Source organism: Enterobacter cloacae complex sp. S2 (assembly GCF_015159675.1).
GTDB classification, from domain to species: Bacteria; Pseudomonadota; Gammaproteobacteria; order Enterobacterales; family Enterobacteriaceae; genus Enterobacter; species Enterobacter intestinihominis.
The window spans coordinates 1-26,258 of sequence record NZ_JADDTS010000023.1 but is presented as its reverse complement, the minus strand read 5'-3'; the positions used below and the strand labels follow the sequence as shown (position 1 = coordinate 26,258).

The following is a 26,258-nucleotide window of genomic DNA, read 5'->3' as shown; positions in this document are numbered from 1 at the left end:
AGTAAACAATTTAAAACAGATGCTTTTATAGACAACACGTTGTAACCCAAAAAGTCTAACAGAAACAACGTCATTTTTTTAATGCATTGATTTTAATGATAATTAACCCATTGGTGTAAATTTATTGTTATTCATATCACAAATTATTCACTTCTGATTGCGAAACGAACAGCAAAAGCATAAAACCAGATCATTAATATATTAATGAAATCAAAACTGGACAGTCGGTTTGAGGAGTATGGGAATGAAAGGTACTGTTTTTGCCGTAGCGCTAAACCACCAAAGCCAGCGTGCGGCCTGGGCTGAGGCGTTTGAAAAAGCCCCCTATAACGCGCCGCCAAAAACGGCGGTGTGGTTTATCAAGCCACATAACACCGTTATTCGCGCAGGCGAGCCGATTCCCTTCCCGCAGGGAGAAACCGTGTTAAGCGGCGCAACGGTGGCGCTGGTGGTGGGCAAAACCGCTAGCAAAATCCGCGTTGAAGAGGCGGCGGCGTACATCGCCGGCTACGCGCTGGCCAACGAAATCAGCCTGCCGGAAGAGAGCTTCTACCGCCCGGCTATTAAAGCCAAATGCCGGGATGGATTTTGCCCGCTCGGCGAACCTGTCGCCGTTGATAACGTGGACAACCTGACCATCATCACCGAGATCAACGGTCGCGAAGCGGACCACTGGAACACGGCCGATCTGCACCGCAACGCCGCCAAACTGCTGAGCGCCTTGAGCGAATTTGCCACCCTGAACCCCGGCGATGCGATATTGCTCGGTACCCCGCAAAGCCGCGTCGAAATTCGCCCGGGCGATCGGGTACGCATTCTGGCAGAGGGATTTCCGCCGCTGGAAAACCCGGTGGTGGAGGAACGCGACGTTGCCATCGCTTCGCGCACGCCGCCGCACGCCACGCTGTTCGCCCTCGGCCTGAACTACGCCGATCACGCCAGCGAGCTGGACTTCAAACCGCCCACCGAGCCGCTGGTGTTTATCAAAGCGCCGAACACCTTTAACGGCGACAACCAGAGCTCGGTGCGCCCAAACAACATTGAATACATGCATTACGAAGCCGAGCTGGTGGTGGTCATCGGTAAAACCACGCGTAAGGTCAGCGAAGCCGAGGCGATGGACTATGTTGCGGGCTACACGGTGTGCAACGACTACGCCATCCGCGATTATCTCGAAAACTACTATCGCCCGAACCTGCGGGTGAAAAGCCGCGACGGGCTGACCCCCATCAGCCCGAACGTAGTGCCAAAAGAAGCCATCCCTGACCCGCACAACCTTCGTCTTCGCACCTACGTCAACGGTGAACTGCGTCAGGAAGGCACCACCGCCGATCTCATTTTCAGCATCCCATTCCTGATTGCGTATCTGAGCGATTTCATGACCCTGCAACCGGGCGACATGATTGCCACCGGCACGCCGAAGGGGCTGTCCGACGTGGTGCCGGGCGATGAGGTGGTAGTGGAAGTGGAAGGCGTAGGCCGCCTGGTAAACCGAATTGTCAGTGAGGATACTGCAAAATGAAAAAGATTAACCACTGGATCAACGGGAAAAACGTCGCCGGAAGTGAGTACTTCCAAACCACTAACCCGGCCTCCGGCGAGGTGCTGGCAGAAGTGGCCTCCGGCGGCGAAGCCGAAATCCATCAGGCCGTTGCCGCCGCCAAAGAGGCGTTCCCGAAATGGGCCAACCTGCCGATGAAGGAGCGTGCGCGCCTGATGCGTCGCCTGGGGGATCTGATTGACCAGAACGTGCCGGACATTGCCGCCATGGAAACCGCCGACACCGGCCTGCCGATCCACCAGACCAAAAACGTGCTCATTCCACGCGCCTCGCACAACTTTGAGTTCTTCGCCGAGGTGTGCCAGCAGATGAACGGCAAAACCTACCCGGTCGATGACAAGATGCTCAACTACACCCTCGTGCAGCCGGTAGGCGTTTGTGCGCTGGTGTCGCCGTGGAACGTGCCGTTTATGACCGCCACCTGGAAGGTCGCGCCGTGCCTGGCGCTGGGTAACACCGCGGTGCTGAAGATGTCCGAGCTCTCCCCGCTGACCGCCGACCGTCTGGGCGAGCTGGCGCTGGAGGCGGGCATTCCGGCGGGCGTGCTGAACGTAGTGCAGGGCTATGGCGCCACGGCGGGCGACGCGCTGGTGCGTCATCATGACGTGCGCGCCGTCTCCTTCACCGGCGGCACCGCCACCGGGCGTAACATCATGAAAAACGCCGGGCTGAAGAAGTATTCCATGGAGCTGGGCGGCAAATCTCCGGTGCTGATTTTTGAAGACGCGGACATTGAGCGCGCGCTGGACGCCGCCCTGTTCACCATCTTCTCCATCAACGGCGAACGCTGCACCGCCGGCTCGCGCATCTTCATCCAGCAGAGCATCTACCCGGAGTTCGTCAAACGCTTTGCCGAGCGCGCCAGCCGCCTGCGCGTGGGCGACCCGACCGATCCGAACACCCAGATTGGCGCGCTGATCAGCAAGCAGCACTGGGAGAAGGTCTCCGGCTACATCCGCCTCGGCATTGAAGAGGGGGCAACCCTGCTGGCGGGCGGCCCGGACAAACCGACCGATCTGCCTGCGCACCTGAAAGGCGGCAATTTCCTGCGCCCGACCGTGCTGGCGGATGTCGATAACCGCATGCGCGTGGCGCAGGAGGAGATCTTCGGGCCGGTGGCCTGCCTGCTGCCGTTTAAGGACGAAGCGGAAGGCCTGCGCCTGGCAAACGACGTGGAGTATGGCCTGGCGTCGTACATCTGGACGCAGGACGTCAGCAAAGTGCTGCGTCTGGCGCGCAACATTGAAGCCGGCATGGTGTTCGTTAACACCCAGAACGTGCGCGACCTGCGCCAGCCGTTTGGCGGCGTGAAGGCCTCCGGCACCGGGCGTGAGGGCGGCGAGTACAGCTTTGAGGTCTTCGCGGAGATGAAAAACGTCTGTATCTCCATGGGCGACCATCCGATTCCAAAGTGGGGGATCTGATCATGGGAAAATTAGCGTTAGCGGCAAAAATCACCCACGTGCCGTCAATGTATCTCTCTGAACTGCCGGGCAAAAACCACGGCTGCCGCCAGTCAGCCATCGACGGGCATAAAGAGATCAGCAAGCGCTGCCGCGAGCTGGGCGTCGATACCATTATCGTCTTCGACACCCACTGGCTGGTGAACAGCGCGTATCACATCAACTGTGCGGACCATTTTTCAGGCGTCTACACCAGCAACGAGCTGCCGCATTTTATTCGCGACATGACCTACGACTACGACGGCAACCCGGAACTCGGCCAGCTGATCGCCGACGAAGCGGTGAAGCTTGGCGTGCGCGCCAAGGCGCACAACATCCCGAGCCTCAAGCTGGAGTACGGCACGCTGGTGCCGATGCGCTACATGAACGCGGATAAGCACTTCAAAGTGGTCTCCATCTCGGCGTTCTGCACGGTTCACGACTTCGCCGACAGCCGCAGGCTGGGCGAGGCCATCGTCAGCGCCATCGAAAAATACGACGGCACCGTGGCGGTGCTCGCCAGCGGCTCGCTGTCGCACCGCTTTATCGACGACCAGCGCGCGGAGGAAGGGATGAACAGCTACACCCGCGAGTTTGACCGCCAGATGGATGAGCGAGTAGTGAAGCTGTGGCGCGAGGGGCAGTTCAAAGAGTTTTGCAGCATGCTGCCGGAGTACGCCGACTACTGCTACGGCGAAGGCAACATGCACGACACGGTGATGCTGCTGGGGATGCTCGGCTGGGACAACTACGACGGTAAGGTGGAGTTTCTCACCGAGCTGTTCGCCAGCTCCGGCACCGGCCAGGTCAACGCCGTTTTCCCGCTGCCCGCGTAAGGAGCCACCATGCCGCACTTTATTGCTGAATGTACCGACAACATCCGCGAGCAGGCCGACCTGCCGGGGCTGTTTGCCAAAGTGAACGAGGCGCTCGCCGCCACGGGTATTTTCCCGCTCGGCGGTATCCGCAGCCGCGCCCACTGGCTGGACACCTGGCAGATGGCCGACGGCAAGCACGATTACGCCTTTGTGCATATGACGCTCAAAATCGGCGCCGGGCGCAGTCTGGAGAGCCGGGAAGAGGTCGGTGAAATGCTGTTTGCGCTGATCAAAACGCATTTTGCAGAGCTGATGGCCGCCCGCTATCTGGCGCTGTCTTTCGAGCTCGACGAGCTGCACCCGACGCTCAATTACAAGCAGAACAACGTGCACGCGTTGTTTAAGTAGCCGTCTGCTCGCCCGGTGGCGCTTCGCTTACCGGGCCTACAACGGCTCGAACGTAGGCCGGGATCGCTACGCGCCACCCGGCAACAACAGGATATCGCCATGCTCGACAAACACACCCATACCCTGATCGCCCACCGCCTGCATCAGGCGGAACAATCCCGGGAGCAGATCCGCGCGATCTCGCTTGAGTATCCGGAGATCACCATTGAAGACGCCTACGCCGTCCAGCGCGAATGGGTGAGCCTGAAAATTGCCGAAGGCCGCGTGCTGAAAGGCCACAAGATCGGCCTCACCTCCAAAGCGATGCAGGCCAGCTCGCAGATCAGCGAGCCAGACTACGGCGCGCTGCTGGACGATATGTTCTTCCACGACGGCAGCGACATTCCCGTGGATCGCTTTATCGTCCCGCGCATCGAAGTGGAGCTAGCCTTCGTGCTGGCAAAACCGCTGCGCGGCCCGAACTGCACGATCTTCGACGTTTACAACGCCACGGATTACGTCATCCCTGCCCTGGAGCTGATCGACGCCCGCTGCCACAACGTTGACCCGGAAACCCAGCGCCCGCGCAAGGTATTCGACACTATCTCCGATAACGCCGCCAACGCGGGCGTGATCCTCGGCGGCCGCCCGATTAAACCCGACGAACTGGATCTGCGCTGGATCTCCGCCCTGCTCTACCGCAACGGCGTGATCGAAGAGACCGGCGTGGCCGCAGGCGTCCTTAATCATCCGGCGAACGGCGTGGCGTGGCTGGCGAACAAACTCGCGCCATACGACGTGCAGCTTGAGCCAGGCCAGATCATCCTCGGCGGCTCGTTTACCCGCCCGGTTGCCGCCAGCAGAGGCGACACCTTCCACGTCGACTACGGCAACATGGGCTCCATCAGCTGCCGCTTTGTGTAAGGAGATGATCATGCAAAACGCATTCAAAGCGGCGCTGAAAGCGGGCCGACCGCAAATCGGGTTATGGCTGGGGCTAACCAGCAGCTACAGCGCTGAGCTATTGGCCGGGGCCGGTTTTGACTGGCTGCTGATCGACGGGGAGCACGCGCCGAACAGCGTGCAGACCATTCTGACTCAGCTACAGGCCATCGCCCCTTATCCCAGCCAGCCGGTGGTGCGCCCGTCGTGGAACGATCCGGTGCAGATCAAGCAGCTGCTGGACGTGGGGGTGCAAACCCTGCTGGTGCCGATGGTGCAAAACGCCGACGAAGCGCGGCTGGCGGTCAGCGCCACCCGCTATCCGCCCGCGGGCATTCGCGGCGTCGGCAGCGCGCTGGCGCGGGCGTCGCGCTGGAACCGTATCCCGGACTATCTGCATCAGGCTAACGACGCCATGTGCGTGCTGGTGCAAATCGAAACCCTAAGAGCGTTAAAAAACCTGCCGCAGATCCTGGACGTGGACGGCGTCGACGGCGTGTTTATCGGCCCGGCGGATCTGAGTGCCGACATGGGCTTTGCCGGTAATCCGCAGCACCCGGAGGTGCAGGCCGCCATTGAGCAGGCGATCGCGCAGATACGCGCCGCCGGTAAAGCGCCCGGCATCCTGATGGCGAACGAGCAACTGGCGAAACGTTACCTTGCACTCGGCGCGCTGTTTGTCGCTGTCGGCGTCGACACCACCCTGCTCGCCCGCGGCGCGGAAGCGCTGGCGGCACGCTTTATCGAACAACCGGTTACGTCAGTTAATAACAATAAATCCGTCTACTAAACGTAAGATCTGGAGCGCAGCATGACGACCTCTACCCTGCAAGATAAGAAAGCTATAGAACATCGCGTTATCAACAAGCTGTTCCGTCGTTTGATCGTGTTTCTCTTTATCCTGTTTGTCTTTTCGTTTCTCGATCGCATCAACATCGGCTTTGCCGGGCTAACGATGGGCAAAGATCTGGGCCTCACGTCGACCATGTTTGGCCTGGCCGCGACCCTGTTTTACGTCACCTACGTGCTATGCGGGATCCCCAGCAACATCATGCTGGCGAAAATCGGCGCGCGGCGCTGGATCGCCGGGATCATGGTGGTGTGGGGCATCGCCTCTACCTGCACCATGTTCGCCACCAGCCCGGAAACGCTCTACGTCCTGCGCATGCTGGTGGGCATTGCCGAAGCCGGTTTCCTGCCGGGGATCCTGGTCTATCTCACCTGGTGGTTCCCGGCCTATCACCGCGCCCGCGCCAACGCGTTGTTTATGATCGCCATGCCGGTGACCATGATGCTCGGCTCGATCCTCTCCGGGTACATTCTGGCGATGGACGGGCTGTGGAACCTGAAGGGCTGGCAGTGGCTGTTCCTGTTGGAGGGGCTGCCGTCGGTGGTGCTCGGCGTGGTGACCTGGTTCTACCTTAACGACACCCCGGATCAGGCCACCTGGCTGGATGATGATGAAAAGCAGGCACTCAAAACGATGATCGCCCGCGAGCAGGAACTGGCCATTGCGCACGTCGCCACGCCGCGATCGACGCTGCGCGAGGTGCTGACGCCCGCCGTACTGCTCTACACGCTGGCCTACTTCTGCCTGACGAATACGCTGAGCGCGATCAACATCTGGACGCCGCAGATCCTGCAAAGCTTCAACACCGGCAGCAGCAATATCGTGATTGGCCTGCTGGCGGCGATCCCGCAGTTTTGCACCATCCTCGGGATGATCTGGTGGAGCCGCCGCTCCGACAGGCTGAAAGAGCGAAAAAAGCACACCATCCTGCCGTATCTGTTTGCGGCGGCGGGATGGATGCTGGCCTCGGCGACCGATCACAGCCTGATCCAGCTGCTTGGCATCATCATGGCCTCAACCGGATCGTTTACCGCCATGGCGATATTCTGGACCACGCCGGACCAGGTGATTAGCCTGCAATCCCGCGCGGTGGCGCTGGCGGTGATCAACGCCATCGGCAACGTCGGGTCTGCCGTCAGCCCATTGCTGATTGGTATTCTGCGCGACGCGACCGGCAGCTTCAGCTCGGGGCTGTGGTTCGTGGCGGGTCTGCTGGTAGTGGGCGCGCTGGTGCTGACGCGCATTCCGATGACGCAGCGGGTTCAAAAGAGGAACGATCATGTGCCAGAGCCCTATCGCCAACATTGATATCAGCAAGGAGTACGACGAAAGTCTGGGCACCGACGATGTGCACTACCAGTCGTTCGCCCGCATGGCGGCCTTTTTTGGCCGCGACATGCAGGCGCACCGCCACGACCAGTATTTTCAGATGCATTTTCTCGACACCGGGCAGATTGAGCTGCAACTCGACGACCACCGCTACTCGGTGCAGGCGCCGCTGTTCGTTCTGACGCCGCCGTCGGTGCCGCACGCGTTTATCACTGAATCCGACAGCGACGGCCATGTGCTGACGGTGCGCGAGGATCTTATCTGGCCGTTGTTAGAAGTGCTCTACCCCGGCACGCGGGAGGCGTTCGGCCTGCCGGGGATCTGCCTGTCGCTTGCCGACAGGCCTGACGAGCTGGCGGCGCTGAAGCATTACTGGCAGCTCATTGCCCGGGAATCCACGGAACAGCTGCCGGGCCGTGAGCATACGCTGGTCCTGCTGGCGCAGGCTGTATTTACCCTGCTGCTGCGCAACGCTAAGCTCGACGACCACGCTTCAGGCGGCATGCGCGGCGAGCTGAAGCTGTTTCAGCGCTTTAACCAGCTGACAGATGCGCATTACCACGAGCACTGGACGGTGCCGGAATACGCCAGCGAACTGCATCTTACCGAATCCCGCCTGACCGATATTTGCCGCCGCTTTGCCAACCGCTCGCCGAAACGGCTGATCTTCGACCGCCAGCTGCGGGAAGCCAGGCGCTTGCTGCTGTTTTCCGACAGCACAGTGAGCGAAATTGCCTGGCAACTGGGGTTTAAAGATCCGGCCTATTTCGCCCGTTTTTTTAACCGACTGACGGGGTGCTCACCCAGCGCATACCGGGCGCAGAAAGTACCGGTTTCCTGAACGCATCACGGTTCGTAGGGCGGGTAAGCGCAGTGCCACCCGCCGAAAAGCCGCACAGATCACAAAACAACATCCCACCCGAAAAGTACCTGCCGTTGTCCCAATCGTCCCTTCACGTTCCGCCCCTCTCACGCTTCAATTAAACAACAAAAACAAAACATAAATTTAACAATCATCTTCCGATACGAGGTCCCTATGAAGCCTGAAGATTTCCGCGCTAATGCCAAACGTCCGTTAACCGGTGAAGAGTATTTAAAAAGCCTGCAAGATGGCCGTGAGATTTATATCTACGGCGAGCGCGTTAAGGACGTCACTACCCACCCGGCATTTCGCAATGCGGCGGCGTCCATCGCCCAGATGTACGATGCCCTGCACAAGCCAGACATGCAGGATACCCTCTGCTGGGGCACCGACACCGGCAGCGGCGGCTACACCCATAAATTCTTCCGCGTGGCGAAAAGCGCCGACGATCTGCGCCAGCAGCGCGACGCCATCGCCGAGTGGTCGCGCCTGAGCTACGGCTGGATGGGCCGCACGCCAGACTACAAAGCCGCGTTCGGCTGCGCGCTGGGGGCTAACCCTGCCTTCTACGGTCAGTTCGAGCAGAACGCCCGCAACTGGTACACCCGTATTCAGGAAACCGGCCTGTACTTTAACCACGCCATCGTCAACCCGCCTATCGACCGCCATAAACCGGCGGACGAGGTGAAAGACGTTTACATCAAGCTGGAGAAAGAGACCGACGCCGGGATCATCGTCAGCGGCGCGAAAGTGGTGGCCACCAACTCTGCGCTGACCCACTACAACATGATTGGTTTTGGCTCTGCGCAGGTGATGGGCGAAAACCCGGACTTCGCGCTAATGTTCGTCGCGCCGATGGATGCCGAAGGGGTGAAGCTGATCTCCCGCGCCTCATACGAGATGGTGGCAGGGGCGACCGGTTCCCCGTACGACTACCCGCTCTCCAGCCGCTTTGACGAGAACGACGCCATTCTGGTGATGGATCATGTGCTGATCCCGTGGGAAAACGTGCTGATCTACCGCGATTTCGACCGCTGCCGTCGCTGGACGATGGAAGGTGGCTTCGCCCGCATGTACCCGCTTCAGGCCTGCGTGCGTCTGGCAGTGAAGCTCGACTTCATCACCGCTCTGCTGAAGAAGTCACTGGAGTGTACCGGCACCCTCGAGTTCCGCGGCGTGCAGGCGGATCTCGGCGAAGTGGTGGCGTGGCGCAACATGTTCTGGGCGCTTAGCGACTCCATGTGCTCCGAAGCCACGCCGTGGGTAAACGGCGCGTACCTGCCTGACCACGCGGCGTTACAGACCTACCGCGTGATGGCGCCAATGGCCTACGCGAAAATCAAGAACATCATCGAACGCAACGTGACCTCCGGGCTGATCTACCTGCCGTCCAGCGCGCGGGACCTGAACAACCCGCAGATCGACCAGTATCTGGCGAAGTATGTGCGCGGCTCCAACGGGATGGATCACGTCGAACGCATCAAGATTCTGAAACTGATGTGGGATGCCATCGGTAGCGAGTTTGGCGGACGTCACGAGCTGTACGAAATCAACTACTCCGGTAGCCAGGATGAGATCCGCCTGCAATGCCTGCGTCAGGCGCAAAGCTCCGGCAACATGGACAAGATGATGGCGATGGTTGACCGCTGCATGTCCGAGTACGACCAGCACGGCTGGACTGTACCGCACCTGCACAACAACACTGATATCAACATGCTGGATAAGCTGCTGAAATAACGCAGCGGGAGGTTTCAATGCAATCTGAAGAACGCCTGCGTTTTCGCGACGCGATGGCCAGCCTGTCGGCGGCGGTGAATGTGGTCACCACCGAGGGCGATGCGGGCCGCTGCGGCATTACCGCCACCGCCGTCTGTTCGGTCACGGATACCCCGCCCTCGGTCATGGTCTGCATCAACGCCAACAGCGCCATGAACCCGGTCTTCCAGGGCAACGGCAAACTGTGCGTCAACGTGCTGAACCACGAGCAGGAGATCATGGCCCGCCACTTTGCCGGGATGACCGGCATGGCCATGGAGGAGCGCTTTGCTCTCTCCTGCTGGCAGAAAGGACCGCTGGCGCAGCCGGTGCTGAAAGGCGCCCTGGCAAGCCTGGAAGGTGAGATAACCCAGGTGCAAACCATCGGCACCCATCTGGTCTACCTGGTGGAGATTAAGAACATCATCCTCAGCAGCGAGGGGCACGGCCTGATCTACTTCAAACGCCGTTTCCACCCGGTGATGATGGAGATGGAAGCCGCGGTTTGATCCCGTTGCACAAAAAAACGCTAAGGTTTCCGCAAAGGTGCGCCGTTAACTATCCATAAGATAAATTTTTCGGGGCGGCTGACGACGTCGTCAGCCGCCCCCTTAACGCTGGAAAGTCTTATGGCCCCTTCACCCCGAAGCCGCTCGGCTGAGCGTCTGGTTGACATCATTATTGCTCTGCACCGCAACGGAAGCGTTAATCGCCGCGATCTGATGCAAAAATTTGGCATTACCGAACGTACGGTGTACCGCGATCTACAGGCCCTTTCCCCGATTATCGAACACGACGGCAAAGGACGCTATCAGCTGCTGCCCGCATATCAGCCCTGCCGCTGCACGCAATGCCCTGATGCGAACGACGAAACCCCGCAGGGCTAGATTATTCTCAGTGATCTCAATCACATATTTTCTCCCGCCGGGGGTGAGCCTTAACCACTCACCCTCGCTTTTGACCGCTCACGCATCGCTTTCAACCACTCACCCATTTACCGTGCTTTACACGCGCGAGGATCTGGCACGATCGCTCCAGCATTAATCAATACCTCCTCACAACGAACCCTGACCCTTTTTTCTTTACATAAAAAACCAGGTCTTACTATGGATACTAAAAAACTACTTAAGCACGTGCCCTGGGCCATCCTCGGGATCATCGGCGCTTTCTGTCTGGCGGTTGTCGCATTACGCCGGGGCGAGCACGTCAGCGCCCTGTGGATCGTGGTCGCGTCGGTTTCCGTCTATCTTGTGGCTTATCGCTACTACAGCTTGTACATCGCGCAGAAGGTCATGAAGCTCGACCCGACGCGCGCCACCCCGGCGGTCATTAACAATGACGGCCTGAACTATGTGCCAACCAACCGTTACGTGCTGTTTGGTCACCACTTCGCCGCCATTGCAGGCGCGGGTCCGCTGGTCGGTCCGGTGCTGGCTGCGCAGATGGGCTACCTGCCGGGTACGCTCTGGCTGCTGGCGGGCGTAGTGCTGGCGGGAGCGGTGCAGGACTTTATGGTGCTGTTTATCTCCTCGCGCCGTAATGGTTCGTCGCTGGGCGAGATGATCAAAGAGGAGATGGGCCGCGTGCCGGGCACGATCGCCCTCTTCGGCTGCTTCCTGATCATGATCATCATCCTGGCAGTGCTGGCCCTGATCGTGGTGAAAGCGCTGGCCGAAAGTCCGTGGGGCGTCTTCACCGTCTGCTCTACCGTGCCGATTGCGCTGTTCATGGGCATCTACATGCGCTTCCTGCGCCCTGGCCGCGTTGGCGAGGTGTCGGTCATCGGTATCGTGCTGCTGGTCGCCTCTATCTACTTCGGCGGTGTGATTGCGCACGACCCGTACTGGGGCCCGGCGCTGACCTTTAAAGACACCACCATCACCTTCGCGCTGATCGGTTACGCGTTCATCTCAGCGCTGCTGCCGGTGTGGCTGATTCTGGCTCCGCGTGACTACCTGGCGACCTTCCTGAAAATCGGCGTGATCGTCGGGCTGGCAATCGGGATTGTGATCATCAACCCTGAACTGAAAATGCCGGCGGTGACGCAGTACATTGACGGTACCGGTCCGCTGTGGAAAGGTGCCCTGTTCCCGTTCCTGTTTATCACCATTGCCTGCGGTGCCGTGTCTGGCTTCCACGCACTGATCGCCTCCGGCACCACGCCGAAGCTGATGGCCAACGAAACCGACGCGCGCTTCATCGGTTACGGCGCGATGCTGATGGAATCCTTCGTGGCGATCATGGCGCTGGTTGCGGCGTCGATTATCGAGCCTGGCCTGTACTTCGCGATGAACACGCCACCAGCGGGTCTGGGCATCACCATGCCTAACCTGCATGAGATGGGCGGCGAAAATACCGCGCTGATCATGGCGCAGCTGAAAGAGGCCAGCGCACACGCGGCGGCGACCGTCAGCTCCTGGGGCTTTGTGATTTCGCCTGAGCAGATCATGCAGACCGCGAAAGACATCGGCGAACCGTCCGTGCTGAACCGCGCAGGTGGTGCGCCGACGCTGGCGGTAGGTATCGCACACGTGTTCCACAAAGTGCTGCCGTGGGCGGACATGGGCTTCTGGTACCACTTCGGTATTCTGTTCGAAGCGCTGTTCATCCTCACCGCGCTGGATGCCGGTACGCGTGCAGGCCGCTTCATGTTGCAGGATCTGCTGGGTAACTTCGTGCCGTTCCTGAAGAAAACCGACTCTCTGGTGGCGGGCGTACTCGGCACCGCGGGCTGCGTAGGCCTGTGGGGTTACCTGCTGTATCAGGGCGTGGTTGACCCACTCGGCGGCGTGAAGAGCCTGTGGCCGCTGTTCGGTATCTCTAACCAGATGCTGGCTGCCGTGGCCCTGGTGCTGGGTACCGTGGTCCTCGTGAAAATGAAACGTACCAAATACATCTGGGTTACCGTGGTGCCTGCGCTGTGGCTGCTGCTCTGCACCACCTGGGCGCTGGGTCTGAAGCTGTTCAGCACCAACCCGCAGCTGGAAGGCTTCTTCTTCATGGCTAACCAGTACAAAGAGAAGATTGCCGCAGGCGGCGCGGATTTAACCGCGCAGCAGATTGCCAACATGAACCATATCGTGGTGAACAACTACACCAACGCGGGTCTGAGCATTCTGTTCCTGGTGGTGGTGTACAGCATTATCTTCTACGGCATTAAAACCTGGATGAAAGTGCGTAATGCCGATGGCCGTACGGACAAAGAAACCCCGTACGTGCCGGTGCCGGAAGGCGGCGTGAAGACGTCTTCACACCATTAATAAAATGGCGGGTGGCGCTGCGCTGACCCGCCCTACAACGTTACTGTAGGCCCGGTAAGCGTGGCGCCACCGGGCTTTTTCTTATCAGGACACGTTATGTTTGGTAACTTAGGCGAAGCAAAAAAATACCTCGGTCAGGCGGCGAAAATGCTGATTGGCATTCCGGACTATGACAACTACGTTGAGCATATGAAGACCAACCATCCGGATAAGCCGTACATGACCTACACTGAATTCTTCCGCGAGCGTCAGGAAGCGCGCTACGGCGGAAGTGGAGAAGGCGGCGTCCGCTGCTGCTAAAGGAGAAACCATGACCCCGATTGCCGTTACCCTGCTGACCGGTTTTCTCGGCGCCGGTAAAACCACCCTGCTGCGCCACATCCTGAATGAACAGCACGGCTTCAAAATCGCCGTCATTGAAAACGAATTTGGCGAAGTCTCCGTTGACGATCAGCTGATTGGCGACCGCGCCACGCAGATCAAAACCCTGACCAACGGCTGCATCTGCTGCACCCGCTCCAGTGAATTAGAAGACGCCCTGCTGGACCTGCTCGACAGCCGCGATCGCGGTGACATCGTCTTCGACCGTCTGGTGATCGAGTGCACCGGCATGGCCGACCCCGGCCCGATTATTCAGACCTTTTTCTCCCACGACATTCTGTGCCAGCGCTACCTGCTGGACGGCGTCGTCGCGCTGGTGGATGCGGTACACGCCGACGAGCAGATGAACCAGTTCACCATCGCCCAGTCTCAGATTGGCTACGCCGACCGCATTCTGCTGACCAAAACCGACGTGGCGGGTGAAAGCGAAAAACTGCTTGAGCGCCTGACGCGCATCAACTCGCGCGCACCCATTTATACCGTGACGCACGGCGATATCGACCTGTCTCAGCTGTTCAACACCAACGGCTTTATGCTGGAGGAGAACGTCACCGCGAAACCGCGCTTCCACTTTATGGCAGACAAGCAAAACGACGTAGCGTCGATTGTGGTGGAGCTGGACTACCCGGTGGACATCAGCGAGGTCTCGCGCGTGATGGAGAACCTGCTGCTGTCGTTTGCCGACAAGCTGCTGCGCTATAAAGGAATGCTGTGGATCGACGGCGAGCCGAACCGCCTGCTGTTCCAGGGCGTGCAGCGCCTGTACAGCGCCGACTGGGATCGTCCGTGGGGCGATGAACCGCCGCACAGCGTGATGGTGTTTATTGGAATACAGCTGCCGGAAGAGGAAATTCGGGCAGCGTTTGCGGGATTGAAAAAGTAAATCGTCGCTCCCCTTTAAACAGTAAAGGGGGCGTATTTCATTAGGGCAAAATGCGGGTTTCGCCCTTTCTGTTTGCAATATTGTCTGTTAATGTTCTTATCATGAATGAAATCATGCTTTGATTAATATTGGTTACAATATTAATTAATTGGATTCATATAATTTTCATGAATTGGTAGGCGTAATATGGCAATCATTATTCCCACGGTTAGCAGCTGTAGCGAGAAAATTACGGCAGGAGAAAAAAGACTGGCAAGGCTTCTGGAGGGTGGGCTCAGCGAACAATGTACCTGCTGGTATGATACCCGAATGGGAGACAAAGACGATCATCCTGATTTTGTGATTCTGGCCCCCGATAAAGGGCTGCTGTTTATAGAAGTGAAAGACTGGTATATCACAAAAATAAAATCGGCTAATAAAACCCATATTAATTATGAAACCAAAAATGGCATAGAGCCGTTGAAGAACCCACTCGAACAAGTTCGACAATATACCTTTCATATCATCAATAGCCTGAAAAAAGATCCCCTTCTTCGCCAGAAACAGGGAGAGCATGAGGGCGGTTTTATTATGCCGTATGGATACGGTGTTTATTTGAGCAACATCACTCGGGCACAGCTGGAAAAGAGTTTTACACCTGAGGAGTTGAATGAAATATTGCCCGCCAGCCAGGTGATATGCAAAGACGAACTCAACGAGTTTATGACTCGAGAACAAATCTCTGGCCGGCTCGAATCCCTTCTCAAACATCACTTTGTTCATAACACAACACCACAGCAGCTCGACCGCATCCGGTGGCATCTTTATCCCGATGTCCGCATTAACCCATCCGTTACGCGGGTTGACCTGGATAATTTTACTTTCCACACCCCTGATGTGGTATGCATGATGGACAGGAACCAGGAACAACTCGCCAGAAGTATGGGGGCGGGACACAGGGTAATTCATGGCGTGGCAGGTTCGGGCAAAACGCTCATTTTGCACCACCGATGTATTGAGCTTGCCAACAACATTGAAAACACCAAACCGATACTGGTGATTTGCTACAACATTACGCTGGCTAAAAAACTCAAAGCGCAGCTCGAACAGCATAGCCTCAGACTTCCCGTCGAAGTTATCCATTTCCACGCCTGGTGTTATCAGCAATTAAACGCGCATCGGCGTCTTCCCCCCAGGAGCAAAAACTTTATTGAGCTGATGGAGAATGCGCTGACGGTGGCATTTGAAGAGGGAGCAATCAAACCGGAGCAGTACAGCGCCGTTTTGATAGATGAAGGACACGATTTTAAACCGGAATGGCTAAGAATCCTCGCCAAAATGCCGGACAATAAAGATAGCTCCCTGCTGTTTCTGTACGATGACGCTCAGTCAATTTATCAGAAAAAGAAAGCTCTCGATTTTACCCTGTCCAGCGTCGATATAAAGGCTCAGGGCCGTACAACTATTTTGGATACCAATTATCGCAACACCCGGCAAATACTCCATTTTGCCAGCAGCGTAGCATTTAATTATCTCAATAATCATATAGAAGCTTCTCTCAAATACCAGCAGCCTGCCGCAGGTGGCCTGTCCGGGAAGTATCCCGCGCTGGCCAGCTTTGATAATCAGGACGAGGAGATTACGCGCGTCCTCGATTGGGTCACAGAGCAGCGACAGGAAGGTGTTGTGTGGTCAGAAATCGCCATACTGTGCCCCTCAACCTACAGCATTTCAGGCATGCTCGCGCCAAGGCTTGAAGCCCGCAAGATCCCATACCAGATGATTGTCTCCAGCGATGATAAAAAGCACTGGTCCCCGCAGAATGATTACCTCTGCGTCATGCCGCTGCCCAGCAGCAAGGGGCTTGAGTTTAATTCGGTCGCCATTATGGATGCGGCAAAGGAAAGGGACAGTGAAGATCTGAGTGACGATATCAAGCGCCTTTACGTCGGCATTACCCGCGCACGACAGAATCTTCTGGTGACAATGCACGGAACCGGAAGCCTGCGAGATCATCTGGTCGAGACCTGGGAAAAGAGCGTTAAGTCGATCTAACTATTCCGCGTTGAAAAGTATCTGCACCGAACAATCCCCTCTCCCCTGTGGGGAGAGGGCCAGGGTGAGGGGTAAAGCCCAATATTATTTCAACGCCTCCGGCAGCGTCACAATCCACAGCTCGCTGTCGGACTCCGGCTTCTTCAGCGGCTTGACGCTGAGGGTAGTTTCAACCGCTTTGTCATCCAGCGTCAGCTTGCCTTCCGCGTTCACCCGATAATCCTTGAGCTTCTTGCCCTCGGCCGGGTTGTGCATCGCCACCTTCACGCCAAAGTCATTATCGTTCGCCACCGCCAGCGTTTTGTCGTCAATCAGCGCCAGCCCTTCGGCTTTTTCCTGCTGCCAGCCCAGCGCACGCAGATCGACCACCTGCGTTTTTTCCGCAAGTGAAATGCCGCGCTGCGCCAGCGTTTTCTCATCGTCAAATTCCGGGTATTCGCCCGGCTTGTCGAAGGCGGCCAGATCGCTCGCCTTGCTCAGATCCACCCTGTAGATGAGGTTACGCATTACGTCGTTTTTATCTTCGCCCTGTTCAATCAGCAGGATAGTGTGGTTATCCAGCGCCACGATATCGCCGATTTTGGCGTCGCTGTTTTTGCTGTAGGCCGCGCTGTCGACAGGGTAGCCGTACATCGCGGTTTTTCCGGTCGCCGGATCGAAGCTGACCAGTCGCGTAAACAGCGCCTGCTTTTTGCTCTTCCCGTCGATATCCAACGTACTCTGGACAGCGGCGATAATACGTCCGTCCGGCATGCGGGTCAGGCCTTCAAATCCCCGGTTTGCCTGGCGCCATTTGATAACATTTGGCAGACCGCCGGCGATGGATTTCTCCCCTTCCGCCGCCTGTGGGCCGTGGATCGCGAGGATTTTCCCTTTACTGTCAATATTAATCAGGAACGGGCCATACTCATCGCACAGCCAGTAGCCGCCCTTCCCGTCCGGCGTGATGCCTTCCGTATCCAGCCCGCGGTTATCGCCTTTCAGCACTTTTAAGGTGTCGCTTAGCGCGATTTCATTGGTGGAACCAATCACGCCACTTTGCAGCGGCAGACCGTTGATTTCGCCTTTATCGTCATGCAAAGGACGCGCGTCCACGGCCTCCGCTTTACCGTTTTGCACGCGGATCGTCATTAGCTGCGGGGCGAAATCCGGGGTAACAAAGATTTTAGCGTCATTTTTCCCCATTTTTGGCGAATCCGCGTTAGGACCGCGATCGGTCACGGTCATAAACGTCAAGGCGTCGCCCTGCTTGCCCATAAACAGCAGGCCAGAGCCAATCCCCACAGGCAGCCCGTTCGGAAACGCGCTGGCAAACGCACCGCTGTATTTGACATGCGCGCCTTCGGGAAAACTGACGACGTAACGCTCCGCGGTTGGCTGTGCCGCCAGGCCAGAGAAAGAGAGCGCACAACCAATTAGCACAGGAATGATTTTTCTTTTCATAGTGTTAGCACCCAGTAAGTGAAGCCAACAACGTAATGAAGAAACGTGTCAGAAAAATGACATGGTGAAAGCGGTTCGGCACGACGGGGCGTATAGCCACCTCCAGAAATGTAAACCTGTGTCTTTATCTGTGACAACTGAAACACTTTTGGAAATTATTAGAAACTCAATTAATTCATCCTGAACTAATTTTTCCGACCCGTTCAGCGTACGTTTAATGAGAATCCTGAACCCTTCCTAAACGCGAATGCATTACGTATTGACTCCTTGCCGGGTCAACATTCGAACAACATTTAAAATTCAAAAACCAAACAAAAACAGCATAAAAACGTGACAAGCATCGCATTTGCAGAGATAAACAGCTCTTGTTAAGGTGCCCTCAGATTAATTTGATGACGAGGAAAAACTCATGAAAAAGCTCAACGTTCTCCTTCTTTCCGCTCTGACTGCCGTATCGGGCTCCGCACTGGCCATGGGCGGCAGCATTGAGCAGGGTAAAAACTTTACCAACCTGAATGTGGAAATGGGGAAATCAACCTCCGGTCTGTACACCGAAGGTAGCTGGCTGAAAAACACAGATGACGGCACCACAACCGGTGGCGTAGGAGCAGGCTACAACTTTGAAGTCGGCCCGGTAATGCTGAACGCAGGCGCTAAGGCCCTCTACGTTGGCCCGAAAAAAGGCGATAACGGCGTGGCGTTCCCGGTCGGCGGCGGTGTGAACGTTGCCCTGACCGACAGCATCAGGGTATTCGGTGAAGGCTACGTTGCGCCAGACGGCCTGAACAACAGCGTGAAAAACTACGTTGAAGCGAACGGTGGCGTAAGCTGGACGCCAGTGAAGCCGGTGACGCTGAAGGTGGGTTATCGTCACGTGAGCGTTGATGGTAAAGACGGTCGTCCTAACCACACGCTGATTGACGGCGCATATGTTGGCGGTGGCGTGTCCTTCTAAGCCTGTTTGCCCGTTTCGCCCGGCGGCGCTACGCTTGCACGGGCCTACAATGAAGGGTGCAATTTATGAATATTATTGCACCTTGTAGGCCGGGTAAGCGCAGCGCCACCAGGCAAAAAAGGCGATGAGACTGTTAATAAAAAAACCTGCCGGATGGCAGGTTTTTTTATGTCCGACATTACTTGCGAACGACCACCAGCTTCTGGTTCACAAACTCTTTGATCCCCAGGTCCGACAGCTCGCGTCCGTAACCCGAACGTTTTACGCCGCCGAACGGCAGTTCTGCCGCCGTATCGGTGAGCCAGTTGATGTACACCATCCCGGTCTCAATACGCGATGCCATCTTCTTCGCGCGCTCAATATCCTGGCTGAACACCGCTCCGCCCAGGCCGTAGTGGGAGTCGTTCGCCAGCGCGACCGCCTCGTCGTCGTTTTTCACCACGTAAATCTGCGCTACCGGGCCAAAGAACTCTTCGAAGTACGCCGGGTTGTCGCGTGAGATGTTGGTCAGGATGGTCGGCTCAAAGAAGCTCCCGTCTCGCTGCACAGGTTTGCCGCCATAGTGCAGCGTAGCGCCGTTTTTCACCGCCTCGTTAACCTGTTTGGTCAACGTGTCGAGCGCGTCTTTAGAGGACAGCGGCCCCAGCGTGGTGCTTTCGTCCAGCGGATCGCCAATCTTCACCTGCTTAAATGCCTCGGTGAATTTGCTCAGGAAGGCATCGGCAATCTTTTCATGCAGGATAAAGCGCTTCGCCGCGGTACAGACCTGCCCGGCGTTGTTGAGCCGCGCGTTAACGCCGATCTTCACCGCCTTATCCAGGTCCGCATCGTCGAGCACCACGAATACGTCGTTACCGCCAAGCTCCAGCGTGGATTTCTTAATGTGCTTCGCCGCCTGGGCCGCTACCACGCTGCCCGCTTTTTCTGAACCGGTTAGCGCCGCGCCCTGTACGCGATCGTCAGCGATGATGTTCGCCACCTGATCGGACGAGATAAACAGGTTGGTCCACGCCCCTTCCGGCGCGCCCGCCTCACGCACCAGATGGGCGAAGGTTTCCGCACAGTGCGGCACAATGCTGGCGTGTTTAGCGATGACAGGGTTACCCGCCGCCAGGTTTGGCGCCAGAACGCGCATCAGCTGATAGTACGGGAAGTTCCATGGTTCGACGGCCATCAGCACGCCGATGGGGTGATGTTCAACCCATGCTTCCCCGAGTTCAGAGTCATACTTCACCGGGGCCAGGAACTGCTTCGCGTTGTCCGCATAGTAGCGGGCGATTTGCGCGCACAGCTTCACCTCGCCGCGGCTCTGTTCGATGAGCTTACCCATCTCCTGGCTGGCGATTTTCGCCAGCTCCTCCACGCGTTCGTCGATCAGGTCCGCCAGCTTATGCAGTACCGGCAGGCGCTGGCTTATGTCGCTTTTCGCCCAGTCGGAGTGATAGAGCGCATCGGCTGCCTTCAGCGCCGCTTCAACATCTGCGTCAGTGTGGGAGGGATATTCTTTGATGAGCTGGTTAGTGGCAGGATTTACTGTCTGATAAGCCATATCGAATCTCCATGTTTTACCGCTTAGGGTATTAAGGGTAGTCAACATGACTGGCTATGGACGTAAAGTTGGGTATATCCGGAAGGTTCTGAGTAAAGCGATGCCATACCGTGGCTGGCGTGGTATAAAAAACCTTCAGAAGGAGTTGCTATGACCGATACCCGCCACATCCGTCAGACCTTTCACCGCGCCTCGGGCCTTGAACTACGCAGCACGTGGCAGAGCATGCAGGCGTACAAACGCCATTGCCACCCTCAGCTCTCCATCGGCGCGATTGTGGAAGGCCAGACCTGCTGCGTGTGTAATGGCAGAGAATACATCCTCCAGCCCGGGGACCTGATTGTGATCCCGGCTTATGTCCCACACTGCTGCAACCCTGTTGCCGGGCAGCCGCGTAGTTATCATATGCTTTATATCGATACGGACATTCCCTTTGCGGTTCAGGTGATTCGCAACGCTACGCTGTTTATGTATTACCGGGAAGTTGTTGAGAGGATGTCCCCTGCGTCCGTGGACAAGCTGCTTGCTGCCCTTCCCCATTGCATGGATGAGGCAGAAAAGCCTGGATCAACCAGCCAGCAGGTTCAGCAGGCATTTCTTTCCAGTCTTTCCAGCCCGCCTTCCCTCGACGCACTTGCGCAACGATTCTCGCTGCGAAAGGAGACGCTGATCCGTACCTTCAAGAAGGACACGGGCCTGACGCCTGGCAGCTTCCTCAATATCTTCCGCGTAGAGTACGCCAAAGCGCGGCTGCGTGCCGGGGATGATATCGCCGATGTCGGCTACCAGAGCGGGTTTGCCGACCAGAGCCATTTTCATAAGACCTTTGTGCGCTACACCGCCGCCACACCGCGCCAGTACGCTACGGGCCGATCAATATCAGACAATAAATAGGTTCTGTGTTTTCGTAGTCTGGCCCCAGTTTTGCATTCTGAGGTCGCTATGGAACTGTTCTTCCCTTCCGCTTTTCTCGCCCTGGCGCTGGCGCATTTTGTTGCCCTGTTAAGCCCGGGCCCGGATTTTTTCCTGCTGATGGGCTACGCCGCCCGCTACCGACTGCGCGGCAGCGCCGGATTGTGCATCGGGATAGCGGCAGGAAATGGGCTTTACATTTTGCTGGTCATTATGGGATGGAGCGCGCTGCGTCAGTTCGCGTGGCTGTTCACGTTGATTGAATTATCCGGCGCACTGTATTTGCTCTGGATCGGCTCGCATCTTGTACGCAGCCGACCGCAGACGCTGGCGCTAAATGAAACACATGAGCGCTGCCCCTCGCTGCGTAAGCAGATCCTGCTGGGGCTGGGTTCGGCGCTGTTGAATCCCAAAAACGCGTTGTTCTACCTGGCGCTGATGACGACGTTACTCGGGCCGGACGTCACGCTGCTTCAGCAGGCGACCTGCGGCGTCTGGATGGTGATGGTAGTACTGGTATGGGATTTTGCGCTGGTGTCGCTGATGGGGTTACCGGCGGTTCAGCGAAAGCTCAGCCGTTCGCTCTGGCTGATAGAGCGCACGGCGGGGGTGGTATTGATGGGGTTTGGTGGGTGGGTGCTGTGGCGGTTTTTGCACTTTTCCCCCGTATCCCTCTATCCTTAACCCATGGAAAAACATACTGAACTCAAACGCGCCAAGCTTCTCGCGCTGTCGCTGCTGCTGATTGCCGCTGCGGCCTTTATCACTACCCTGTTCCTGCCGCAAACCTTCTGGGTACGCGGCGCAAAAGCTATTGCCGAGGCGGCGATGGTCGGCGCGCTGGCGGACTGGTTTGCCGTTGTCGCGCTGTTCCGCCGGGTGCCAATTCCCGTTATCTCGCGCCATACGGCGATTATCCCGCGCAATAAGGACCGCATCGGCGACAATCTTGGCCAGTTCGTGCAGGAAAAGTTTCTGGATACCCAGTCGCTGGTCGCATTAATTCGCCGCTACGAGCCGGCCCAGATGATTGGTGCCTGGTTCAGCAAGCCCGACAACGCCCAGCGCGTCGGGCTGCATCTGATGCAGGTGATGAGCGGTTTTCTTGAGCTGACTGACGACGGGCGCATTCAGCGCCTGCTCAAACGCGCGGTGCATAAGGCTATCGACAAGGTCGATTTAACCGAGACCAGCGCCGTCATGCTGGAAAGCATGACCAAAAACAACCGTCACCAGGTGCTGCTGGACGCCATCATCAACCGTCTGATAACCCTGATTCAGCGCGAGAGCACGCGGGAATTTATCTCTGACCAGATCGTCCACTGGCTGAAGACCGAGCATCCGCGCAAGGCGATGGTGCTGCCCACCGAGTGGCTGGGCGATCAGAGCGCAGAGATGGTGTCGAACGCGGTGAACACGCTACTGGATGATATCAGCCACGACCGCACGCACCAGATCCGTCGGGCATTTGACCGCGCCACGCTGAAGTTTATCGACAACCTGAAAAACGACCCGGAGATGACGGCCAAAGCCGACAATATCAAGCACTATCTGAAGAATGATGAAGCATTTAACCGCTACCTGGGTGAAATGTGGGCTGACCTGCGCCAGTGGCTGAAAAATGACATGCAGAGCGACGATTCCCGCGTGAAGCAACGTATCGCCAACGCCGGGCTGTGGTTTGGTGAGACGCTGTCGAATGATGCCAGCCTGCGTGCGTCGTTGAACGAGCATCTGGAGCAGGCCGCGCACCGCGTCGCGCCGGATTTTGCGGCATTCCTGACGCGCCATATCAGCGACACGGTGAAAAGCTGGGACGCCAAAGATATGTCACGCCAGATAGAACTCAATATCGGTAAAGATCTTCAGTTCATTCGCGTAAACGGTACCCTGGTAGGCGGAACGATTGGCCTGATTCTGTTTTTACTTTCTCAGTTGCCCGCCGTGGTGGGGCATTAATCCGCTTTTGGCGGCGCGATAACGTAGCGCGTCGCCTCGAAACGGTTCAGGATCAGGTGCATCAGAAAGACCATCGTCAGCGTGACCACCAGCGCGAAGGTAACGGAGGTGATACGGTACAGATCGCTGAACACCAGATCGCTGTCCGGATGCATGTTTTGCCCGAACATAATGCCGATGGTGGTAATGCTGGAAAATCCCACCCCGGCCCCGACCTTCTCCATCACGTGCAGGCGCGCGCCAAATGCCAGCCCGAGGCCGATCAGCGGCATCATCAGCAGCATATGGCTGCTGTGATCGTACAGAATAAGCTGAACGACGAGGATATAGAGACAGCCCAGCACCACGCCGACCACGCGCCAGATGGAGCTCATCACCGCGCCGCGGTAGTGCATCGGGAACAGGATCAGAATGCCCGCCATCAGCGCCGAGAGCGAATCGCTTAAGTCGCTCATCTGAAATACCACGAAAATCAGCGTCGCCACGGTGCCGGAGAGCAGCGACTCGTGGCGCACGCGGGCATCGTCTTTCTCTATCAGCGGCGGCGGCTTACGTGGCTCCACGTCCGGCAGCAGGTAATTCATCAGCGCGCTCAGACACACCGCCATCACGCTCGCTTCAATGTTGGAGAACAAAAGCGTGTGCCAGTTGGTGGTGGGGTAGCTCATAAAGTTGAGCATTACGCTCTGGCACACCACGCCCATCGAACCGAACAGAAACAGCGGCCCCTTGCTCATAAAGCGAAAGCGCATCACGTACAGGGCAAAGACCACCAGCGTCATAATGACCGGCCATTGCGACAGAAAGCCGATGATGATCACCATTTCGACGCAGTTGAGCGATGCGCTGAAGATAAACTGCTTCGCCACGTGGCGGTTAAACACCGGCACCAGCGACAGCAGCATGATCGGGTAGACCACAAAAAACACGCCGTAGCTGGTGTTATAGAAGCTCGAAATACTGAGCGCAATCATCCCGGCAAAGACGATGCGCAGGGTCTGGCGGAAGTCGTTTGCCGTGTAGACGATGTTGCCGTGCGGGGTAAATACCCGCGCCAGGGTGCTAATAGACATAGTGAAGCAGGCTCACCAGATGGATTTGCATCCCGGAGAAGAAGCGCGCAAAGGGCCCTTCGCTGTTGTAGAGCTGCACGGTGGCGCGCGCGCCGGTCGGCAGCGACTTCGGTAAGGCTTCGTCCAGCGCCACGTGAATGCGCATTCGCTGGGCATCGCGCACCCAGCGGTTAGAGGTTTCCGGTTCAGAAAGTTGACCGTTAACGGCTTCCTGACCGGCGAGGATCCCCGCGTCACTGCTGGTCACGTGGGCGCGGAAAACCCGTCCCGGAAAGGCGTCAAACACCACGGCGGCGTCGGTCCCCTGGTGGGTATGACGCAGGCTCTTCTCGCGGAAATCCGCCACAATATCCGTCTGCGTATTCACCAGCGCCAGCGCTGCCGAACCGGACGAGGCGTAAAAACCGGGGCTTAATTGCAGATTACTCACCGTGCCGTCCGCCTCGGCGTAGACCTTCGTCCAGCCAAGATTCAGCTCCGCTTCATCCAGCGCGTTACGGTATTTTTGCAGCGTCACGTTACGGTGTTCATTCCGCTCGCCGCGCTGAATGCGCAGGTTATGAATATTCGCCTGAATCGAGCTGACGGACTGCTCGCTGCTCTGCCAGGTAGTGCGGACCTTATCCAGATCCGCCTGCGACACGTTCTGCAGGGTGCTCAGTTTCTGGTAGCGGTCGAAAGTCACTTTGTCGTTACGCGCGGTCAGCACGGCGGTCTTCAGGCTGGCCTGCGCGGCGGCGATCTGCGCGTCCAGTTGTTCGTTGGAAAGGCGAGCCTGCTCAAGCGCGATCTGCGCCGCTTCCACTTTATTGCGAAACGGGGTGTCGTCGAGCTCAAACAGCAGATCGCCTTTCTTCACCTGGCTATTGTTGTGGACATGGACCGCCGCCACATAGCCGGAGACACGGGCAGACACCGGCGTCACCACGCGCATCACGGTGGAATCCGGCGTCAGCGGGATCCAGATATCCGCGACGATAAAGTAGACAAACATCAGCAGGAAAGAGGCAATACTTACCCTTACCCAGCGGGCAAACTTTTGTTCAGGAGTCATTATTTTTCGGTCTTGTTATCTTCTTCGCGGATTGTCCGCAAATTGCAGGCGATTTGATTCAGGGTGGCGCTGAAAATGTCGAGATGTTCAGGCGCGATGTTTTGCGATACGCGCGTCTGAAGCGTCTCAATTACCTGGGTGAGCCTGTTAAGTACAGCTTTTCCCTCAGGCGTCAGCGTCAGAAGCCGGATGCGCTTGTCATACGGCGAGACGGTGCGCAGCAGGTAACCCTGTTTTTCCAGCTGTGTCAGGGTGCGCATTAGCGGCGGCAGTTCAATGCCCTGCACCTCCGCCAGCTCACTCACCGAGACGTTATCCCCGAGCTGATGCAGCTGCATCATCACCGTCCAGCTCGACTGGGTTAACCCGGTATCGAGAATGGCGTCGTCAATGACGGCACGCCACTGGCGCACGATCATCGCCATCCGCATGCCCATCGGCCTGCGGCTAAACAGTTCTTCTTCACTCATGGGGAAACCTCTCGTCACACGCGGTCACGATAATAGTTATCAGGGTAAGTATCAAGAAACGAGAAGTTAAAGCGCAGGAATTGCGAAATGAGATTCTTCCTCTCCCTGTGGGCTGAGGGTTCCCCACAAATTAATGCGAGCACTGAGCAATCCCCTCGCCCCTCCGGGGAGAGGGTTAGGGTGAGGGGAACATACGGCGGTGGTGGTCATTCCGTTCACTTTATGTTCCTTGCTACTCTGTAACGACATGACCGGTGAACGTGCCAGGGTGGCTCAGTCGCCACCACCCTGGCAACCCGGGCTCCCGGCGGTAAATCGCCGCTTCGCGGTGCCCTCGGC

At 57.4% G+C, this 26,258-nt stretch carries 24 protein-coding genes; 19 read left to right on the top strand and 5 right to left on the bottom strand.

The genetic code is table 11. The features are described from left to right. Positions 1–244: 244 nt before the first annotated feature. The 15 genes from hpaG (at position 245) to IPZ49_RS12275 (ending at position 16,504) form a co-directional block, all read left to right on the top strand. Positions 245–1,522: a 4-hydroxyphenylacetate degradation bifunctional isomerase/decarboxylase gene (hpaG, locus tag IPZ49_RS12345; RefSeq protein ID WP_063146388.1), complete on the top strand. Its 1,278-nt coding sequence runs from the start codon at positions 245–247 to the stop codon at positions 1,520–1,522. Further along, positions 1,519–2,985: a 5-carboxymethyl-2-hydroxymuconate semialdehyde dehydrogenase gene (gene hpaE, locus IPZ49_RS12340; RefSeq protein ID WP_022646959.1), complete on the top strand. Its 1,467-nt coding sequence runs from the start codon at positions 1,519–1,521 to the stop codon at positions 2,983–2,985. The genes hpaG and hpaE overlap by 4 nt, the downstream gene beginning before the upstream one ends. Positions 2,986–2,987: 2 nt before the next feature. Then, positions 2,988–3,839 (top strand): 3,4-dihydroxyphenylacetate 2,3-dioxygenase, encoded by an 852-nt coding sequence (gene hpaD / locus IPZ49_RS12335; protein WP_022646958.1) that lies wholly within the window; start codon positions 2,988–2,990, stop codon positions 3,837–3,839. A gap of 9 nt (positions 3,840–3,848) precedes the next feature. After that, on the top strand, positions 3,849–4,229 hold the full coding sequence (locus tag IPZ49_RS12330; protein WP_023299258.1) for a 5-carboxymethyl-2-hydroxymuconate Delta-isomerase: 381 nt from the start codon (positions 3,849–3,851) through the stop codon (positions 4,227–4,229). 99 nt (positions 4,230–4,328) lie between these two features. Continuing rightward, positions 4,329–5,132 (top strand): 2-oxo-hept-4-ene-1,7-dioate hydratase, encoded by an 804-nt coding sequence (hpaH, locus tag IPZ49_RS12325; RefSeq protein ID WP_015572593.1) that lies wholly within the window; start codon positions 4,329–4,331, stop codon positions 5,130–5,132. A gap of 10 nt (positions 5,133–5,142) precedes the next feature. Beyond that, positions 5,143–5,940, top strand: coding sequence for a 4-hydroxy-2-oxoheptanedioate aldolase (gene hpaI, locus IPZ49_RS12320; protein WP_023299257.1), 798 nt, complete (start codon positions 5,143–5,145; stop codon positions 5,938–5,940). A gap of 21 nt (positions 5,941–5,961) precedes the next feature. Next, positions 5,962–7,308: a 4-hydroxyphenylacetate permease gene (hpaX, locus tag IPZ49_RS12315; RefSeq protein ID WP_032625355.1), complete on the top strand. Its 1,347-nt coding sequence runs from the start codon at positions 5,962–5,964 to the stop codon at positions 7,306–7,308. Next, positions 7,280–8,170: a 4-hydroxyphenylacetate catabolism regulatory protein HpaA gene (hpaA, locus tag IPZ49_RS12310; protein WP_022646953.1), complete on the top strand. Its 891-nt coding sequence runs from the start codon at positions 7,280–7,282 to the stop codon at positions 8,168–8,170. The genes hpaX and hpaA overlap by 29 nt, the downstream gene beginning before the upstream one ends. A gap of 195 nt (positions 8,171–8,365) precedes the next feature. After that, positions 8,366–9,928 (top strand): 4-hydroxyphenylacetate 3-monooxygenase, oxygenase component, encoded by a 1,563-nt coding sequence (gene hpaB, locus IPZ49_RS12305; RefSeq protein WP_063146387.1) that lies wholly within the window; start codon positions 8,366–8,368, stop codon positions 9,926–9,928. A 17-nt stretch (positions 9,929–9,945) separates the two neighbouring features. Next, on the top strand, positions 9,946–10,455 hold the full coding sequence (locus IPZ49_RS12300) for a 4-hydroxyphenylacetate 3-monooxygenase reductase subunit (RefSeq protein ID WP_003856606.1): 510 nt from the start codon (positions 9,946–9,948) through the stop codon (positions 10,453–10,455). Positions 10,456–10,575: 120 nt separating this feature from the next. Further along, positions 10,576–10,833, top strand: coding sequence for an HTH domain-containing protein (locus IPZ49_RS12295; RefSeq protein ID WP_022646951.1), 258 nt, complete (start codon positions 10,576–10,578; stop codon positions 10,831–10,833). Between the two features lie 219 nt (positions 10,834–11,052). Continuing rightward, entirely contained in the window at positions 11,053–13,206 is a 2,154-nt protein-coding gene (locus tag IPZ49_RS12290) for a carbon starvation CstA family protein (protein WP_063146386.1), read from the top strand. Positions 13,207–13,302: 96 nt separating this feature from the next. Then, on the top strand, positions 13,303–13,506 hold the full coding sequence (locus tag IPZ49_RS12285) for a YbdD/YjiX family protein (protein WP_003856610.1): 204 nt from the start codon (positions 13,303–13,305) through the stop codon (positions 13,504–13,506). Positions 13,507–13,516: 10 nt separating this feature from the next. Continuing rightward, the gene (gene yjiA / locus IPZ49_RS12280) at positions 13,517–14,470 is read left to right on the top strand and encodes a GTPase (protein ID WP_063146385.1); all 954 of its coding nucleotides are present in this window, start codon (positions 13,517–13,519) and stop codon (positions 14,468–14,470) included. Between the two features lie 186 nt (positions 14,471–14,656). Further along, positions 14,657–16,504 (top strand): 3'-5' exonuclease, encoded by a 1,848-nt coding sequence (locus IPZ49_RS12275; RefSeq protein WP_063146384.1) that lies wholly within the window; start codon positions 14,657–14,659, stop codon positions 16,502–16,504. Positions 16,505–16,588: 84 nt separating this feature from the next. On the opposite strand, the gene IPZ49_RS12270 is transcribed toward IPZ49_RS12275, so the two are convergent. After that, the gene (locus tag IPZ49_RS12270; protein WP_063146383.1) at positions 16,589–17,947 is read right to left on the bottom strand and encodes an esterase-like activity of phytase family protein; all 1,359 of its coding nucleotides are present in this window, start codon (positions 17,945–17,947) and stop codon (positions 16,589–16,591) included. Positions 17,948–18,356: 409 nt separating this feature from the next. Between IPZ49_RS12270 and IPZ49_RS12265 the strand changes: the two genes are divergently transcribed. Then, positions 18,357–18,902, top strand: a complete 546-nt coding sequence (locus tag IPZ49_RS12265) for a YfaZ family outer membrane protein (protein WP_023299248.1) — start codon at positions 18,357–18,359, stop codon at positions 18,900–18,902. Positions 18,903–19,080: 178 nt separating this feature from the next. Here the strand turns inward: IPZ49_RS12265 and IPZ49_RS12260 are convergent, their stop codons facing one another. Beyond that, positions 19,081–20,451 (bottom strand): NAD-dependent succinate-semialdehyde dehydrogenase, encoded by a 1,371-nt coding sequence (locus IPZ49_RS12260; protein ID WP_063146382.1) that lies wholly within the window; start codon positions 20,449–20,451, stop codon positions 19,081–19,083. Positions 20,452–20,601: 150 nt separating this feature from the next. Here IPZ49_RS12260 and IPZ49_RS12255 point away from each other — a divergent pair, with 150 nt between their 5' ends. Genes IPZ49_RS12255 through IPZ49_RS12245 form a run of 3 tightly spaced genes read left to right on the top strand, consistent with a single transcriptional unit; the run spans position 20,602 to position 23,322 of the window. Continuing rightward, positions 20,602–21,345: an AraC family transcriptional regulator gene (locus tag IPZ49_RS12255; RefSeq protein WP_063146381.1), complete on the top strand. Its 744-nt coding sequence runs from the start codon at positions 20,602–20,604 to the stop codon at positions 21,343–21,345. A gap of 48 nt (positions 21,346–21,393) precedes the next feature. Beyond that, positions 21,394–22,047 carry a LysE family translocator gene (locus IPZ49_RS12250; RefSeq protein WP_063146380.1) on the top strand — a complete coding sequence of 218 codons (654 nt, stop codon included), beginning with the start codon at positions 21,394–21,396 and terminating at the stop codon, positions 22,045–22,047. A gap of 3 nt (positions 22,048–22,050) precedes the next feature. Then, positions 22,051–23,322: a DUF445 domain-containing protein gene (locus IPZ49_RS12245; protein WP_063146379.1), complete on the top strand. Its 1,272-nt coding sequence runs from the start codon at positions 22,051–22,053 to the stop codon at positions 23,320–23,322. Here IPZ49_RS12245 and IPZ49_RS12240 read toward each other — a convergent pair. From IPZ49_RS12240 to IPZ49_RS12230, 3 genes are read right to left on the bottom strand one after another with little or no spacing between them, the layout of a single operon-like run. After that, complete coding sequence (locus IPZ49_RS12240; protein ID WP_058645750.1) at positions 23,319–24,395, bottom strand: DUF2955 domain-containing protein; 1,077 nt, start codon at positions 24,393–24,395, stop codon at positions 23,319–23,321. The two genes, IPZ49_RS12245 and IPZ49_RS12240, sit on opposite strands and share 4 nt — an antisense overlap. Next, positions 24,385–25,452: an HlyD family secretion protein gene (locus IPZ49_RS12235; protein WP_088581776.1), complete on the bottom strand. Its 1,068-nt coding sequence runs from the start codon at positions 25,450–25,452 to the stop codon at positions 24,385–24,387. The genes IPZ49_RS12240 and IPZ49_RS12235 overlap by 11 nt, the downstream gene beginning before the upstream one ends. Continuing rightward, entirely contained in the window at positions 25,449–25,919 is a 471-nt protein-coding gene (locus tag IPZ49_RS12230) for a MarR family winged helix-turn-helix transcriptional regulator (RefSeq protein ID WP_022646938.1), read from the bottom strand. The genes IPZ49_RS12235 and IPZ49_RS12230 overlap by 4 nt, the downstream gene beginning before the upstream one ends. Between the last annotated feature and the right edge of the window lie 339 nt (positions 25,920–26,258).